The following is a 14,925-nucleotide window of genomic DNA, read 5'->3' on the forward strand; positions in this document are numbered from 1 at the left end:
GGGACAGGATCGCTCAGAACGGCAGCGGCCTCGCGTGCACCACGTCCAGCCTCGACACCGCCCGGCTCAGCACCACGTACAGCCGGTGCAGCCCGCGTTCCTCGGCCTCCGCCACCGCCGCCGGTTCCACCGCGACCACGTGGTCGTACTCCAGTCCCTTGACCAGGCTCGCCGGGACCACGGCCACCCTGGCGCCCAGCCGGTCCGCCTCCGCCGGGTCGATGCCCGCGGCGGTGAGCGCGGCGCGTACGTCCGCCACCTGCGCGTCTGCCGCCACGACGCCCACCGACCCCTCGCGGGCCAGGGCCTCGCGTACCGCGGCGACCGTGGCGGCCGGCACGTCCCGGGTCGGCCGGAGGGTCAGCTCTCCGTCCGCGCGGTAGGAACGGGCCGGGGGCACGTCCGTGTCCAGGTGCGCGAGCAGCCGGTTCGTCAGGTCCACGACCGCGGCGGGGACCCGGAACCCGGTGGTGAGCGGGACGACCGTCGCGTCCGGTTTGCCCAGGTGGCGCAGTACGGTGTCCCAGCTCCGCGCGGACCAGGGCGTGGTGGCCTGGGCCAGGTCGCCGAGGACGGTGAGCGAGCCGAAGACGGCCCGGCGGGCGATCGCCCGGCACTCCATGGGAGAGAGGTCCTGGGCCTCGTCGACGACGATGTGGCCGTAGCCCTCGGGGTGTTCGACCAGCCCGGCGATCTCGTCGAGGAGCACCAGGTCGGCGGGTGACCAGCGGGCGGACTTGTGGGAGCGCGGCGGCCGGGGCCAGCGCAGGGTCTGTTGTTCGGAGGGGTCGAGGAGCCCCTCGGCCGCCCGCGCCAGCACCTCGGCGTCGGTGAGGAGTGCGGCCAGCACCTCCTCCGGGCGCACCTTCGGCCAGACGGTGTCGAGGCAGGCGCTCATCGCCCGCGACCGTTCGAGGCGGCGGGTCCAGGCGGCCGGCTGCGGCCCCGCCCGCCGTTCCGCCTGGAGCTGTACGGCCCGCATCGCCCGCCCCCGCACCCGCTCGCGTCCGACGGCGTACGGCGGCTCCTCGCGCCGTACCGCCGCGACGATCTCCGTCAGCGCGGCGGCGGACACCCGCCAGGTGTAGGTGCCGTCGGAGAGGGAGAGCGGGTGGACGGCCTCGGCGGACACGTGGGCGTACAGGGCGCGGCGCAGGACCTCGGCCATCCGGGGGTCGTGCTTGAGCGCGGCGGTCCGGGCGGAGTCGGTGCCGGTGGCCGGGTGGCGGGCGATCTCGTCGGGGAGGGTGGTCTGGCGTACGCCGGTCTCGCCCAGGGCCGGCAGGACCTCGGAGATGTAGGAGAGGAAGGTGCGGTTGGGGCCGATGATCAGCAGGCCCGAGCGGCGGATGCGCTGGGGGTGGGTGTAGAGCAGGTAGGCGGCGCGGTGCAGGCCGACGGCGGTCTTGCCGGTGCCCGGGGCGCCCTGGACACAGACGGAGGCGGCGAGGTCGGCGCGGACCAGGTCGTCCTGGTCGGGCTGGATGGTGGCGGCGATGTCCCGCATGGGGCCGACACGGGGCCGTTCGATCTCCTGGGCGAGGAGCGTGCCGGGGCCGGACTCGCCCGCGGTCAGCCGCTCGTCCTCCCATCCGGTGAGGTCGGCGGAGTCGCCGCGGCTGCCCGGCGCCCAGCCGAACCGGCGCCGTACCGCGACGCCCTGCGGTTCGTCGGGTCCGGCCTGGTAGAAGGCGCGGGAGACGGGCGCCCGCCAGTCGACGACCAGGGGCGGGGCGGTCGGCTCCTCGCTGATCCGCAGCCGGCCGATGCGGTAGCTCTGCCCGGCGTGTTCGCCGGACTCGAAGTCCAGCTTGCCGAAGAACAGCGGGCCCTGGGGCAGCTCGCGCATCTCCTTGGCCCGGCTGCGCAGCCGGTGGCCGAGGACCTCGGCGTCGGCGCCGGAGGCGGAGACGTCCGCGCCGGTGACGACGTGCTCGGCGGCGCCTTCGACCATGCGGGCGAGGGCGGCCCGGCAGGTGTCGTGGTGGGCGCGTTCGCGGTCGAGTTCCTGCTGCATGGGAACAGCGTAGACGAGAAAACGTAACCCGGTTAAATTTTTAACCGGGACTCGCGAGCTCCGGCAGGGCCCGCTCCAGCCGCTCGAAGGCCCGCTCCGCCGCCCGCACCGCGTCCTCCCGTACCTCCTCCACCCCCTCCCCCGCCACGATCCGCCGCCAGTTGTCCTGCGCGAGGATCCGCTGCACGGCGATGATCTGGCCGGCGGCCAGCCGGGCGTCCAGGGTGCCGCCGAGGGCCTCGGCGAGCGCGGCCTCGGACCGCTCCAGATAGGTGTGCTGGCGGGCGACCAGGGTGGCCGTGCTGTTGAGGAGGGTGTGGAAGGCGAGGACCTGCGGGTGGTCGTTGAGCCCGGTGATCGGGTCGTTGCGCCGGAGGCCGTCGAGGAAGCGCTGCCGCAGTACGCCGACGGGCGACTCCGCCCCGGCGACCAGCCGCGCGGCCTCCGTCTCGTGGTCGGCGATCCGGTGCAGCACCAGGTCCTCCTTGACCGGGAAGTACCGGAACAGCGTCGGCTTGGAGATACCGGCCGCGGCGGCCACCTCGGCGACCGGCACCGCGTCGAACCCCTTCGCCAGGAACAGCCGTACGGCGATGTCCGACACGTCCTCGTACATCCGCCGCTTCTTGCGCGCGCGCAGGCCCGTCTCACCCATGGGACCGAGCCTACGCAGCGGGCGTCAGGCGAGGGCGCGGGTGAGGTAGGGGTTGGCCCGGTAGGGGACCGTGAGGCCCAGGGAGGCGGTGGCCGCGGCCAGGGTCATGGTGTACGTGTCCACCGCGCGGCGCACGTTCGGCGCGTCCAGACCCGCCCCGGTGACCAGGCGGTCCAGGTCGACGTAGGCCGAGCGGACGATCTCGGTCCACCGGTACACCCGCCAGTCCCGCTGCCAGTCCACGGTGAACCTCTCCGGCAGCAGGCGCTCCCAGCGGCGGAACATCCGGTCGCGGATCTCCGGCCGGGTCGGGGTCAGATGCATGTGCCGGACCAGGTCGTAGAGCGGGTCGCCGACCAGGGCCATCTCCCAGTCGATGATGGTCAGCGCGAGCGGGTCGTCGCGGCGCACCAGGTTCCAGGGGTTGAGGTCGCCGTGCAGGAGAGCGGGGGCGCGGGAGCTGAGCCGGTGCCGGGCGAGGATCTCGCGCAGCCGGGCGGCGTCGGGCAGGCCGAGGAAGCGGGCCAGCTGCTGGGACTCCTTGGGGAGGCCGGCGACGAGGGCGAAGAGCTGGTCGCTGAGCCACTCGTAGAAGTACGGCTGGCTCGCGACCGGGTCGACCTCGGTGTAGTCGACCTCGGTGAGCGCGGCCAGCTGGTCGACGAGCCGGTCGGCCTCGTGCGGGCGCAGGCCGTGCACGGGGTGGTCGGGTCTGCGGTCGATGTCGGCCGGGCCCTCGTAGGTGTGGATGGCGAAGCGGTCCCTGGAGTGCGCGAAGAGGTAGTGCGAGTGACTCTCCCCGAGGGCCAGGACCCGGGGTGCGGCCACCCGCGCGCGGGAACGCTCGATCGCCCGCAGCACCGCGTGCTCGCTGAGGTAGCTGCGCTCACGGCGCAGCACGTGGGGCACCTTGCGGCGGACCACCACGGGACGTTCGATGCCCGGCACCCGGATCACCGAGTTGAGGTGCGCGGTGCCCTTGAACACCTGGCGGGCCGTCGCCGCTCCTTCGAGAAGCAGGGCCGAGGACACCGCGTGATACGGAAAGTCGGGGTGCTCCGGGACCCGCCGGTCCGGCTTCCACTCGATGACACCGGTGATCCGGCCGCGCCGGGTGCCGTCGACGGCCGGGGACGTCGCCCAGCGGGCGAGGATCCGCTCGATCTCCCGGTCGCCGGGCACCGTGCGCAGCCGCAGCGGCTCGGCGCCCGCCGTCAGCGCGCGGCGGACGGCCGCCGTCGCCCGGTCCAGGCTCTTCTGGTCGAGGGACTCCTCCAGGGACTGCGCGGCCCGCATCACGTCGGGGTAGACGGACTGCGCCCGCTCGAAGTCCACGTAGTGCCGCAGGTCCTTGGCCGTCCCGTGCACGGCGGCGGGCCGCACCGCCTGCATGGCCGCCGCCCACGCGTCGACGGCCTCGTCCCACTGGTGCTCCGGGTACCGCATCCGGACCAGGTGGGTGGCGAGGTCGTGCAGGGGGTCGCCGTAGCTCGCCAGCTCCCAGTCGACGCAGATGAGGGGCGCGGGGCCGTCGTAGGACATGATCAGGTTGTCGCGGTGCAGGTCGGCGTGGAGCAGGCTGTAGGGACGCCGGGCCATCCAGGGCACCCGGTCGGCGAACCGGAGCAGGGCGTCCTCGGGGATGCCCAGGGCCGCGAACAAGCCGCCGAACGCGGGCCAGTTGGCCTCGCGGATCTGGATGTCGGCCATCCGGGCCAGGGTCCGCAGGAAGCCCTGGCTGTCCACGTGGTTCCGGGGCCAGATCGACGGCAGCGACGGCAGCGCGCTACCGCGGACCTGCGTCATCTGGGCGAACAGCTCCACCAGGTCCTTCAGCAGCAGGTGATCGACCGGCTTGTCGTTCGGGCAGACGGCGGAGAGCGGCACTCCTTCCACATAGCTGTGGATGGTGAAGCGATTCCCCTCGAAAAGGCACGCCGGCACGTTGGGCAGCACGCCCTGGATCGCCCGCAGGATCGCGGCCTCGTTCTGCCAGGTCCTGATCACCACGGGCAGCGCGTCGGACCTGCGGACCCGGACGGTCACGGCGGTGCCGGGCTCGCGGCCCAGGTGCCGGGCCATCGGCTCGGTCAGCGGCAGGACGTAGTTCTGGTTGTGGAAGCCGCTGCTGGCGAGCCCCCGGGTCGCGGCGTCCCGCAGGAACGCGTCGTACTCGTCGACGGGCGGCGGTCTGCCGTTGTCTCCCCCGTTCACGACGTCAGGGGGGACAGGCGGTACACCCACTGGCCGCTCCGGGGTCGTGCGCGCGAGATCGCGAGGAATTGGGCAGGGAAACGGTAATGCCAGACAACGCGCGACACGACTGGAGGCCTGGCCGAGTGACCCCGTCGGGTGGTGGTGGGCACTCGTCTGCCGGTCCTCGGTCGGCCCAGGCCGGTGCTTTCGCCGTGCCTGACACACGCACTCATACGCGTGAACCCGAGTTGTTGCTCAGACGGTTGGCCGCATGGTAGCGCACGGCGGGCCGGGTCAGACCGTGAGCAGGTCCCACACCGCGTTGAACCACCTGGTCGTGTTGGCGACGAAGACCGAACCGGGTGACTTGGGGTCCGAGTCGCCGACATGGTGGGTGAGGGTGGCGCCGAAGCCCAGGACGTCCACGGCCTCCACTTCCGTGCCGTCCGTCAGGATCACCGTGCGCAGGATCGGCTCGTAGAAGCCGTGCAGCACCTCGTCGTGGTTGATGACGTACAGCTTGAAGGTCGGGGTGAGCTCGGTGCGGCGGACCTCCAGCCGCACGTCCGGCACCAGGTTCTCGGTGTGCAGCTGGTCGAGGACCGTGCGCAGGGACGCGGTGTGGGCCTCGGTGATGGCGCGCAGCCGCGCCGGCAGCCGCGGGTCGTCCTTGTTGTCCCTCGCCCGGGGGTACGGCATGTTCTGGGTCTCGGCCGGAAGCAGCATCCGCAGGTGGATCCGCCGGGGCGAGATGTCGCCCGCCCGGATCCGCTCGGCCTGGATACGGATGTGGGCGTCCAGGCTCTCCGAGGTCAGGGTGGAGATGTCCAGGGTGACGTCGTCCCGTTCGAAGGCCTCGCCGATCAGCGGCCCCAGCGTCATCGGGTGGTGCCGGGACCGGCTGGCCCGGGGTGCCGAGGACTGTATGTGCTGCCGCATGACGACCCTGGAGCGCTTGCCCCGGCCGCCCTCGATCCACCCCTCGCTGCCCAGCTCGCGCAGGGCCCGCTGGACGGTGTCGCGGGAGACGCCGAACTCCTGCGCGAGCGTCTCCTGGGACGGCAGGAAGGAGTTCAGCGGGTAGCCGCCGTCGGAGAGCCGGACCCGGAGCTCCTCCGAGACCCGCTGGAACGCGCCGCCGTCTTTCGTCCGGTTGGTCACATGCCGTACGTACCTCGTGCGGGTCCCCGGCAAACAACTTCCAGTCATGCAACTTGCCAGTCAACTTGCCGGTTACTGGATCTAGTTGCCTGGGCATTCCTGCGGTAGGCAGTCAACTTCTCAGTCAACTGCGGAACTTGAGAGGTTGACGGACAGCTGCGGGGTCAAAGGGGGGTGGAAAGCCATGGCCATCCAGGTGTTCGGGATCGGCGTACAGGTCGACGACCTGATGCAACTGGTGTTCTGGGCAACGGGTTTACTGGTGTCCCTGACGGCATGGGTCCGCAGGCGCCGGCGGGCGCGCGAACTTGCGGCTAGTCCCGCAGCATCGCCAGCAGAGGCTCCAGCGAGCCCACGACGCACTCCGCCCCGGCCTCGGTCAAAAGCTTGGCTTTCCGTTCGTTACGCGCGTAGCCCAGGAACGGCACCCCGGCCCTCCGGGCCGCCTCGAGATCCGAGGGGGAGTCGCCGATCATCAGGGCCGCGCCGGGGGCGGCGCCCATCGCGTTGAGGGCGCGGTTGAGGCAGTGCGGGTCGGGCTTGAGGTGCTGGAGTTCCTCGGTGCGGCCGTAGAGGTGCGGGTGGAAGCAGGAGATGAGCTCGCGCTCCTCCAGGTAGGCCCGGACCACCCGCGGGGAGTTGTTGGTGGTGATCGCCATCCGGGCGCCGTGCGCCCGCCAGGTCTGTATGAGGACGTCCGCGTACGCGGTGGGCATCGCGGTCGACGTGGCCCGCAGCTCCTCGTTGGTGAGACGTTCCTCCAACTCGGCGACCAGGTCACTGCCACGGCGCCGGCGGTCCACCGCGCGCAGCACGAGGTGCGGGTCGAGGGAGTCCCGCTCGGTGCCGGTGACCAGGCCCCGCAGGCCGCGGCCCTCCAGCCAGCGCACCAGGTCCGCGGCCACCCGGTCCGCCGAATGGCCGGCGAACAGCCGGCAGATCGGCCCGTCGAAGTCCCACAGGACCACTTGGGCACGCGTGATCAGTTCTCGCAGCTGCTCGGTCTCGCGCGCCGTCTCTTCCGTCACTGGTTCAGTCTGCGTCGTATCAGGAGTCACTAGGAGAGTGTCAGGTCCGTGGTGATGGTTTCCCAGAGGGCGTCGAACCACTTCTGCGATTGCTCCACGAACGCGGCATCCCGGTGACCTGCCCGCTTCTCGAAGGAGAAGAGCAGCGACTCGGAGCCGACGGCGTCGTACATGTCCAGCGTTCCGCTGTCGGTGAGCTCCTCGCGGCGCATGACCATGTAGTACCCGAACAACGCCTCCACGCCGTTGAGCAGATACAGCTTGGCCGGCGGGGTGAACGGCAGGGCCCGGAAGGTGACGTTGACCTCGATCTGGTGGGTGGAACGCAGGGACTGGAGGTTGTACTGGAGGACCTGGCCCTGGGCGTTGCGCATGCCCAGCCAGCGGCTGTGCACGGCGTCGTCGTCGCCCTCGACCGGGACCGGGAAGGCAAGGTTGATGTCGCGGCCGGGGAGCAGCACGCGGACGTCGATGCGGTCGGGGCGGATCCGGCCCTCGTGGATCAGGCGCAGGGGTTCGCCGAGGGCCGGCAGCAGGCTCTGGGCGGTGAGGCAGGCGGCGTCGATGCGGACGTGCGGGGCGGCGAACGCCTCCGTCATGCGGGGGCCGAGGCCGACCATCGTCGGCTGGGGCTCGTCATGGGGCCGCGGGCCGGGTACGGCGATCCGCGGTGGGCTGCCCTTGGTGACGTTGGTGAGGAGACCGTCGTCCTGCAGTACCCGCAGGGCCTGGCGCACGGTGCCCCGCTCCACGCCGAACTCGTCGGCCAACTCGGCCTGTGTGGGCAGCCGGTCGCCCGCCTTGAGGTCACCGCTGCGGATGCGCTTGCGCAGGGCGTCGGCGATCTCCTGGGGAGTGAGTCTGCTTGCGCCGTTCACTGCCACGTTCTCCTGAGTCACGACCAAACGCTACAACTTTGATTTATTTGGCGGGAGTTGTTTGAAAGTTGTTTATAAGTCCCAACCAACTGGGGACAACTTAAGCATAGTTGGTTACCAACTTGGTCGAGTTGGTGGAAGCTTTGCTTCCCGACGATGGGGGAACCGCCATGCCTGCCGCCCTCGCACTTCTCTCCGCCGCCTTCGTCTTCGGCTTCGAACAGATGGTCCAGTCGAAGTACGGTGCCACTGGCATTATCGGTCTGCTGTTGCTCACCGTGGGGATCAAGGCCAAGAGTCCGGCGGTCAGCTCCGTCGGCGCGGTCCTGCTCGCCCTGCTGCTCACCGGTCCCGCACTGTGAGGACCGGCCCGGCGCGGACTAGGCCGTCAGCTGCAGATCCGAACTGATCGTCTCCCACAGGGCGTCGAACCAGCGCGTGGACTGGTCCACGAACGCGGTGTCCCGCAGCCCGGCGCCCTGCTCGAACGCGAAGAGCATCGACCGCGTGCCCTCGGCGTCGTACGTCTGCAGGTGCTCGTGGCCGATCTCCCGCTCGTGGCGCCCCAGCGTGTAGTACGCGAACAGCGCCTCCGCCCCGTTGAGCAGGTACAGCTTGACCGGCGGGGTGAACGGCAGGGCCCGGAAGGTGACCTGGACGTCGATGCCGTGCGTCGCGCGCAGCGCCTGCAGGTTGTGCTGGAGCACCTGGCCCTGGGCGTTGCGCTGGGCCAGCCAGCGGTTGTGCACCGCCTCCTCGTCCGAGGCGTCCAGCGCCGTCGGGAACGCGAGGTCGATGTTCCGGCTCGGCAGCAGCACCCGGACGTCGATCTTGGCCGGTTTCAGGCGCCCCGCGTGGATGAGGCGCAGCGGCTCGCCGAGCGCGAGGTTGAGGGAGACCGAGGTGAGGCAGAGCGCGTCGATCCGCACCTGCGGGGCCGCGAAGGCCGCCTCTATCCGGGAGGCGAGGGCCACCATGGTGGGCTGCGGCGCCGCCTCCGGGCCCACGGCCAGCCGGATCGGCCCCGGATCAGGGGCGACGGTCGCCGGCGCGCCCTTCGACGCGTTGGTGAGCAGATGCTCCGACTGGAGGATGCGCAGCGCCTGCCGTACGGCCCCGCGCTCGACGCCGAACTCGTCGGCCAGCTTGGCCTGGGTGGGCATGCGCTGGCCCGGCCGCAGCACCCCCGACCTGATCTGGGTGCGCAGCGCGTCGGCCACCGTTCGGTGTGACGCCAGAGGCCGCTGTGGCCTCTCCCGCCCACTGGCGGAGGCGCGTTCCGGGTCCACGGACAAACAGTACAACTTCCCGCCATCTTTCGGCAGTTCCCGGGAAGGTGGTTATGAGTCGCTTCCAAGTGGAGATAAGTACAGTGAAGTTGGCCACCAACTTCTGCAACATGGTCATACTTCCTCGGTGGTTGGCCGACAGGGTTCCCTTCCGGAGGGGAGCCGGGAGCCCGGTCAATCAGGGCGGCCGCCGAGGCGCACGACCAGTGCACAGCACCTGAGCACAGTCACAACTGAACACCGACAACTGAACACCCGCAGATCCGCACAGCCACAACTTCACAGCTCGAACAGCTCGAACAGCTCGAACGGCTCGCTACGGATGAGCACAGCTGAACAAGTGAACAAGGTGATTCAGGCACCGTCGCCGGAAGAAAGGAGACCGTCTCAGAAGACGTCCGGGCACCAGGGGCGCCCGGACGTGCGCAGCAGGGCGTCGGCCTTCCGGGCGGCGCCCACTCGCGTTTCCCGGACCCGGCCGAGGGCGTGCAGCCGCGCCACGGACTGGTCGCCAAGCCAGACGCTCGCCAACTCGGCGATGTCGACAGTGAGTTCGGGGGCGTCGGCGGTCGGGACGCAGGACGCCCCTTCGGGGGAGGCGTCCAGCCGGAACCGCCCGCCGGCCAGCCCCTGCCGGTCCACCACCTCAAGGACCAGCGACCCCTGCACGTCGTAGGTCCGCGCCTCCAGGGCCCGTACGACGTCCAGGATCCGCACCCACAGCCAGTCCACCTGCCTGGTGATCCGCGCGGCGCGCGGGTCCGGGAAGTAGTGCGGCAGCAGGTCGTCCGGCGACCGCCAGCCGCTCTTCACCCTGGTGATCCAGTCGATCGAGCACAGGTAGTGCCACAGGGCACGCTCGGCCGCGGGTCCGGTGGCGAGCAGCCAGTTCACCTCGGCCGTGTTGTGCGGCTGGTTGTCCTGCCATTTGTCGTCCGACTGGTACGACGCGATGCCCTCGACCTCGCCGTCCGCCGACCGGTACACCGCGTAGAACGGCTCGGTCCAGTCGGTGCCGAAGCGGATCTTGCCGGTGCTCGCCCGCCACCACAGCCAGTCCCGGCTGACCGCGCCGGGATGCGCGCGGCGGATGCGTTCGTGCAGTTCGGGGCCGAGCTTGCAGACGTCGTCGGCGTCGACGAGGTCGATCCGCCCGCCGTCCTCGGGGCGCGACCAGCGCGGGTCCAGGCCGGCCCGCGTGACGTCGACCGTCCACTCCGTCATCGTGGTCGCCGGGCCGAAGCCGTAACGGCCGTAGATCCGGTACTCGGCGGCGATCAGGGTCGCGACCACGTCTCCGCGCTCCTTCGCCGCGGCGAGGTCCTGGCTCATCATCCGGGTGAGCAGGCCGCGGCGGCGGTGGGTGGCGGTGACCGTGACGTTGGTGATGGCGTCGGCGGGGACGGTCGCTCCGCCGACGGTGGTCAGTTCCTGGGCGAAGGAGCGGAACGTCGCCACGCAGCGGGGGCCGTCGAAGGCGCCGAGGAGCCTGCCCGGCACGAACTGCCTGCGGCGGGCGTCGAGTTGGTCGGCCGTGAGGGCGGGCGGGTGCAGGAAGCCGGTTCTCAGGGCCCGGTGCCAGTCCTCCAGCTCGGGTTCGGTGACGGTGCGGACTTCGACGGCGTCGTTCATGACAGCACGGTAGGTGTTCGATCGGGGTGGTGCCGATCGAATTTCGGGTGCGGGTGCGCGGGGGCCGCCCCCAGCGGAGGGGCGCTCAGCCCTACGTCAGCAGATCGTCGACCTGGGCCTCGCCCTCCCGGTAGCGCCTTGCGATCTCCCCGCTGGAGTCGTCGGCCGTCCGTTGCAGTCGCTGCCGCCGTCTCGACACCTCCTGCTCGTACCGGACCAGCCTCCCCATCGCCGTCGTCAGTTCCGGGTCCGTGCGGGCCGCCAGGTCGGACAGCTCGACCTCTGCCAGCATGTCGGCGGCCAGGCGGCCGTACTCCTCGTTGTGCGGGGTGCCCAGGGTGACGTGGCGGGCCGAGGAGCGGTGGCGGGCCGGGGCGTCGGTCAGGATCTCCGGGAGGCGGTCCACGACGGCGGCCGCACCCGCCGGGGAGCGGCGGGCCAGTTCCGCCCGCAGGATGTCGATACGGCCCTGGAGCAGCCGTCTTACGTAGCTGAGGTCGGCCTCGTCGCGCTGCGCGTCCCGGCGCAGGACGCGCAGTTCGGGCAGGCTCAGGCGGGCCAGGTCGTGCTCCGGCGGCTCCGCGGGCAGTGCGATGCCCTCGCCGCGTTGTGCGGGCGGCCGGGGCAGGCTCGCGCTCTGCGCGCCCTGCGTCCTCAGTCGCCCGGTACTCGGTGTGCTCATACGCCTCTACCGTCCCCTCGACCGGCGTGTGGAAGCATGGTGCCACCCCAAGTGGCCGCAATGTGACCGAGTGCCCCCGAACGGCCGTAGATGTGAGGTTAAGGATCAATAGTGGGCCCCCCGCGGGGGCCGCCGGGGCACCGGGCATGATGGTCCGCATGCGAGCTGTGGTTCAGCGGGTGGACGGCGCCAGTGTCGTCGTGGACGGCGAGACGGTCGGCGCGATCGAGGGCGAGGGGCTGTGTGTGCTCGTGGGCGTGACCCACGACGACACCAAGGAGAAGGCGGCCCAACTGGCCCGGAAACTCTGGTCGGTCCGGATGCTGGCCGAGGAGCGGTCGTGCAGTGACATCGACGCGCCGTTGCTGGTGATCAGCCAGTTCACGCTGTACGGCGATGCGCGCAAGGGGCGGCGGCCGACGTGGAACGCGGCGGCGCCGGGCGAGGTGGCCGAGCCGCTGGTGGAGGAGGTCGTGGCGCAGTTGCGGGCGCTGGGGGCGACCGTGGCCACCGGGCGGTTCGGGGCGCAGATGCGGGTGTCGCTGACCAACGACGGACCGTTCACCGTTCTGCTGGAGATGTGAATCCCCCTCCCTCAGGTCAAGGGAGGGGATTCCTGGCTCAGGCAGCTGCGCCCTGGCACGGGACTTGCCGAAGTCCCGGAGGATCACGGGATGCGATTGCTCTATGACATGGACACCGTGGCCTCCGCGGAGGAGATCAGCTCGAACTCGGTACGCAGCCCCTCGACGGGCCGGGCGGCCGCAGGCCGGAATCCCGGGAAGAGCCGGAATCCCGGCTCCCTACGGTTCGACGATCACTTCCTGTGCCGCGGCCGTCTCCCCCGCGATCAGCCGGGCGTCCAGCGGGACGTTGCGCTTGACCAGCGCCAGGGCCACCGGACCCAGTTCGTGGTGGCGTGCCGACGTCGTCACGACGCCGATCCTGCGGCCGTCCTCGCCGTCGTCGGCCAGCCGGATCTCCGTGCCGTGCGGCGGCAGGTGCACGTCACTGCCGTCCAGGTGCAGGAAGACCAGGCGGCGGGGCGGCTTGCCGAGGTTCTGCACCCGGGCCACCGTCTCCTGGCCCCGGTAGCAGCCCTTCTGCAGATGCACCGCGCTGCCGATCCAGCCCAGCTCGTGCGGGATGGTGCGGTGGTCGGTCTCGAAGCCGAGGCGGGGCCGGTGGTGCTCCACCCGGAGGGCCTCGTACGCGAGGAGGCCGGCCGCCGGGCCCGCCTTCTCCGCGTACGACTCCAGGTCCGCGCGGGGCAGGAAGAGATCACGGCCGTACGGCGTCTCGCGTACGACGGCACCGTCCGGGGGTTCGGCGATCGAGCCGGCCGGCAGGTGCACGACCGCGAACTCGCCCGTCCGGTCGGCGACTTCCACCCGGTAGAAGAACTTCATCGACTCCAGGTAGGCGATCAGCGCCTCCGCGGTGCCGGGCTCCACATGGGCCCAGACCGTCGTGCCGTCGTCGACCAGGTACAGCGCGTGCTCGATGTGGCCGTGCGCGGAGAGGACCAGCGCCTCGGTGGCCTCGCCGACGGGCAGTTCGCTGACGTGCTGGGTGAGCAGGAGGTGCAGCCAGCCGAGCCGGTCGTCGCCGGTCACGGTGACGACACCGCGGTGCGAGAGGTCCACGAAACCGGCACCGTCGGCGAGGGCGCGCTGCTCGCGGAACAGGTCGCCGTAGTGGGCGGCGACACCTTCGTCCACGCCCTCGGCGGGGACGGCGCCGGGCAGGGTCAGCAGGGGACTCTTCATATGAGTAAGCCTACGACTCGGTAATTGAAGTCTGGACGGCTGCGGCCTTGGCTCTCTTGCGCGCGCAGTCCTGGCAGCGGCCGAAGATCGCGAAGTGCTTCATGTCGGTCTCGAAGCCGAACTCCCGCCGCAGCTTGGCGGTGAATTCCGCGGCGACCGCCACATCCGCCTCGATCACGTTCTCGCAGTCGCGGCAGACCAAGTGGATGTGATGGTGCCGGTCGGCGAGGTGGTAGGTCGGCGCACCGTGCCCGAGGTGGGCATGGCTGACCAGCCCCAGCTCCTCCAGGAGCTCCAGGGTCCGGTAGACCGTGGAGATGTTGACCCCCGACGCGGTCTTCCTCACCTCACCGAGGATGTCGTCGGGGGTCGCGTGCTCAAGGGTGTCCACAGCTTCGAGCACGAGTTGCCGCTGCGGCGTCAGCCGGTAGCCGCGCTGCCTTAGGTCGCTCTTCCAGTCGGTGCTCACCACACCGAAAGTCTAGAACTACTCTGCGGGAACTACTTGAAGAAAGCGATGCCGTCGTCCGGCATATCGGCGGGCAGGGCCTTGGCCCAGCGCTCGACCTCCTCCGGGGTGACGACCTTCTTCAGGTGCGCGGACATGTACGGGCGCAGCTCGACCTCGGGGGTCTGCTTCTCCCCCACCCACATCAGGTCGCTCTTGACGTAGCCGTACAGGCGCTTGCCACCGGTGTACGGGGCGGAGGCGGCGGTGCGGGCCACGGCGTCCGTGACCAGGTCGATCTGGGGCTTCTTGTCGGCCATCTCGCCGTACCAGATCTCGATCACGCCGTCGTCGCGGGTCATCGTGACCTCGACCCTGCGGTTGGCGTCGATGCGCCAGAAGCCGTGCTCGGTCTCCAGCGGGCGGACCTTGTTCCCGTCGTTGTCCAGCACCCAGGTCTGGGAGTGGTACTCCAGGAAGTCACGCCCGTCGTGGCTGAAGGTGGCCTCCTGGCCGAAGTTGCACTTCTCCGAGCCCGGGAAGTCGTGGACGCCCGCGCCGGCCCACTTGCCCAGCAGGAAGGCGAGCGGAACCAGGTCCTTGTGCAGGTCGGACGGAATCTCGATCATGACGGCGGTTTCCTAGGCGGTGGGGATCAGCGCTGGCCCTGGTAAAGCTTCTTCACGGTCAGTCCGGCGAAGGCGATGACGCCGACGCAGACCAGGACCAGCAGGGTTTCGAAGAAGATCTCCACGGGTGCTCCTTGAGCGGGGGTGGGCGTACGTAAAAGAGCCGGGCCCCAGCTTACGCGGCCGGGGCCCGGGGCTCTTGGCGAGGTGTGCCCCTGCGGGGTCAGGCCAGCAGCTCGCCCTGCAGGGTGACCGTCTGCTGGTAGGGGACGGCGAGTGCGCCGCCCTTCCGGGACTGGATGATCACGCCGACGGTGTCGCCGCTGGTCACGTAGGCCTGCCGGACCTGCTCGGCGCCGTACGGCCTGAGCTCCGCGTAGGACGCCAGGGTGACGTCGTCGATCCGGGCCGGGTCCGGGAACTTCTGGTCGAGTTCGTACTGGTCGCCGTCGCGCAGTGCGAAGGTCGGCGACGAGTAGGTCATGAGCTGGTGGCTGAGTTCGTCCGCGACCGCCGCCGTGCCGAACTGGAGGAGGTAGCA

The 14,925-nt window shown here is 70.7% G+C and carries 15 protein-coding genes; 2 read left to right on the top strand and 13 right to left on the bottom strand.

What is annotated here, in order from left to right; all coding sequences use genetic code 11:
• Positions 1–13: 13 nt before the first annotated feature.
• From ACGFZQ_RS26350 to ACGFZQ_RS26375, 6 genes are all read right to left on the bottom strand, one after another.
• Positions 14–2,017 (bottom strand): HelD family protein, encoded by a 2,004-nt coding sequence (locus ACGFZQ_RS26350; RefSeq protein WP_393842374.1) that lies wholly within the window; start codon positions 2,015–2,017, stop codon positions 14–16.
• 40 nt (positions 2,018–2,057) lie between these two features.
• A complete protein-coding gene (locus ACGFZQ_RS26355; protein ID WP_393842375.1) occupies positions 2,058–2,672 on the bottom strand; it encodes a TetR/AcrR family transcriptional regulator in 615 nt (204 codons plus the stop codon).
• Between the two features lie 24 nt (positions 2,673–2,696).
• Positions 2,697–4,916: a phosphotransferase gene (locus tag ACGFZQ_RS26360; RefSeq protein ID WP_393842376.1), complete on the bottom strand. Its 2,220-nt coding sequence runs from the start codon at positions 4,914–4,916 to the stop codon at positions 2,697–2,699.
• 246 nt (positions 4,917–5,162) lie between these two features.
• The gene (locus tag ACGFZQ_RS26365) at positions 5,163–6,029 is read right to left on the bottom strand and encodes a winged helix-turn-helix domain-containing protein (protein ID WP_393842377.1); all 867 of its coding nucleotides are present in this window, start codon (positions 6,027–6,029) and stop codon (positions 5,163–5,165) included.
• A gap of 314 nt (positions 6,030–6,343) precedes the next feature.
• Positions 6,344–7,057: an HAD family hydrolase gene (locus ACGFZQ_RS26370; RefSeq protein WP_393842378.1), complete on the bottom strand. Its 714-nt coding sequence runs from the start codon at positions 7,055–7,057 to the stop codon at positions 6,344–6,346.
• Positions 7,058–7,086: 29 nt separating this feature from the next.
• Entirely contained in the window at positions 7,087–7,962 is an 876-nt protein-coding gene (locus ACGFZQ_RS26375; protein ID WP_351746972.1) for a winged helix-turn-helix domain-containing protein, read from the bottom strand.
• A gap of 143 nt (positions 7,963–8,105) precedes the next feature.
• Here ACGFZQ_RS26375 and ACGFZQ_RS26380 point away from each other — a divergent pair, with 143 nt between their 5' ends.
• Entirely contained in the window at positions 8,106–8,297 is a 192-nt protein-coding gene (locus ACGFZQ_RS26380) for a hypothetical protein (RefSeq protein ID WP_351746974.1), read from the top strand.
• Positions 8,298–8,315: 18 nt separating this feature from the next.
• Here ACGFZQ_RS26380 and ACGFZQ_RS26385 read toward each other — a convergent pair whose 3' ends face one another.
• The 3 genes from ACGFZQ_RS26385 to ACGFZQ_RS26395 all read right to left on the bottom strand — a co-directional run bounded on the left by ACGFZQ_RS26385 (position 8,316) and on the right by ACGFZQ_RS26395 (position 11,538).
• Positions 8,316–9,230, bottom strand: a complete 915-nt coding sequence (locus ACGFZQ_RS26385; protein WP_393842379.1) for a winged helix-turn-helix domain-containing protein — start codon at positions 9,228–9,230, stop codon at positions 8,316–8,318.
• Positions 9,231–9,611: 381 nt separating this feature from the next.
• Positions 9,612–10,856: a GNAT family N-acetyltransferase gene (locus ACGFZQ_RS26390; RefSeq protein WP_393842380.1), complete on the bottom strand. Its 1,245-nt coding sequence runs from the start codon at positions 10,854–10,856 to the stop codon at positions 9,612–9,614.
• Between the two features lie 91 nt (positions 10,857–10,947).
• Entirely contained in the window at positions 10,948–11,538 is a 591-nt protein-coding gene (locus tag ACGFZQ_RS26395) for an aerial mycelium formation protein (RefSeq protein WP_382534918.1), read from the bottom strand.
• A 158-nt stretch (positions 11,539–11,696) separates the two neighbouring features.
• On the opposite strand from ACGFZQ_RS26395, the gene dtd reads away from it, so the two are divergent.
• Entirely contained in the window at positions 11,697–12,122 is a 426-nt protein-coding gene (dtd, locus tag ACGFZQ_RS26400; RefSeq protein WP_390864653.1) for a D-aminoacyl-tRNA deacylase, read from the top strand.
• 219 nt (positions 12,123–12,341) lie between these two features.
• Here dtd and ACGFZQ_RS26405 read toward each other — a convergent pair whose 3' ends face one another.
• From ACGFZQ_RS26405 to ACGFZQ_RS26420, 4 genes are all read right to left on the bottom strand, one after another.
• The gene (locus tag ACGFZQ_RS26405; RefSeq protein WP_393842381.1) at positions 12,342–13,307 is read right to left on the bottom strand and encodes a YgfZ/GcvT domain-containing protein; all 966 of its coding nucleotides are present in this window, start codon (positions 13,305–13,307) and stop codon (positions 12,342–12,344) included.
• Positions 13,308–13,317: 10 nt separating this feature from the next.
• Positions 13,318–13,779 (bottom strand): Fur family transcriptional regulator, encoded by a 462-nt coding sequence (locus tag ACGFZQ_RS26410; protein WP_351746990.1) that lies wholly within the window; start codon positions 13,777–13,779, stop codon positions 13,318–13,320.
• 29 nt (positions 13,780–13,808) lie between these two features.
• Entirely contained in the window at positions 13,809–14,384 is a 576-nt protein-coding gene (locus ACGFZQ_RS26415) for an FABP family protein (protein ID WP_362561570.1), read from the bottom strand.
• Positions 14,385–14,607: 223 nt separating this feature from the next.
• Complete coding sequence (locus tag ACGFZQ_RS26420) at positions 14,608–14,868, bottom strand: hypothetical protein (RefSeq protein WP_393842382.1); 261 nt, start codon at positions 14,866–14,868, stop codon at positions 14,608–14,610.
• Positions 14,869–14,925: the final 57 nt, after the last annotated feature.

Origin of the sequence: Streptomyces sp. NPDC048254 (assembly GCF_043201895.1) — a bacterium.
Classification (GTDB): Bacteria; Actinomycetota; Actinomycetes; order Streptomycetales; family Streptomycetaceae; genus Streptomyces.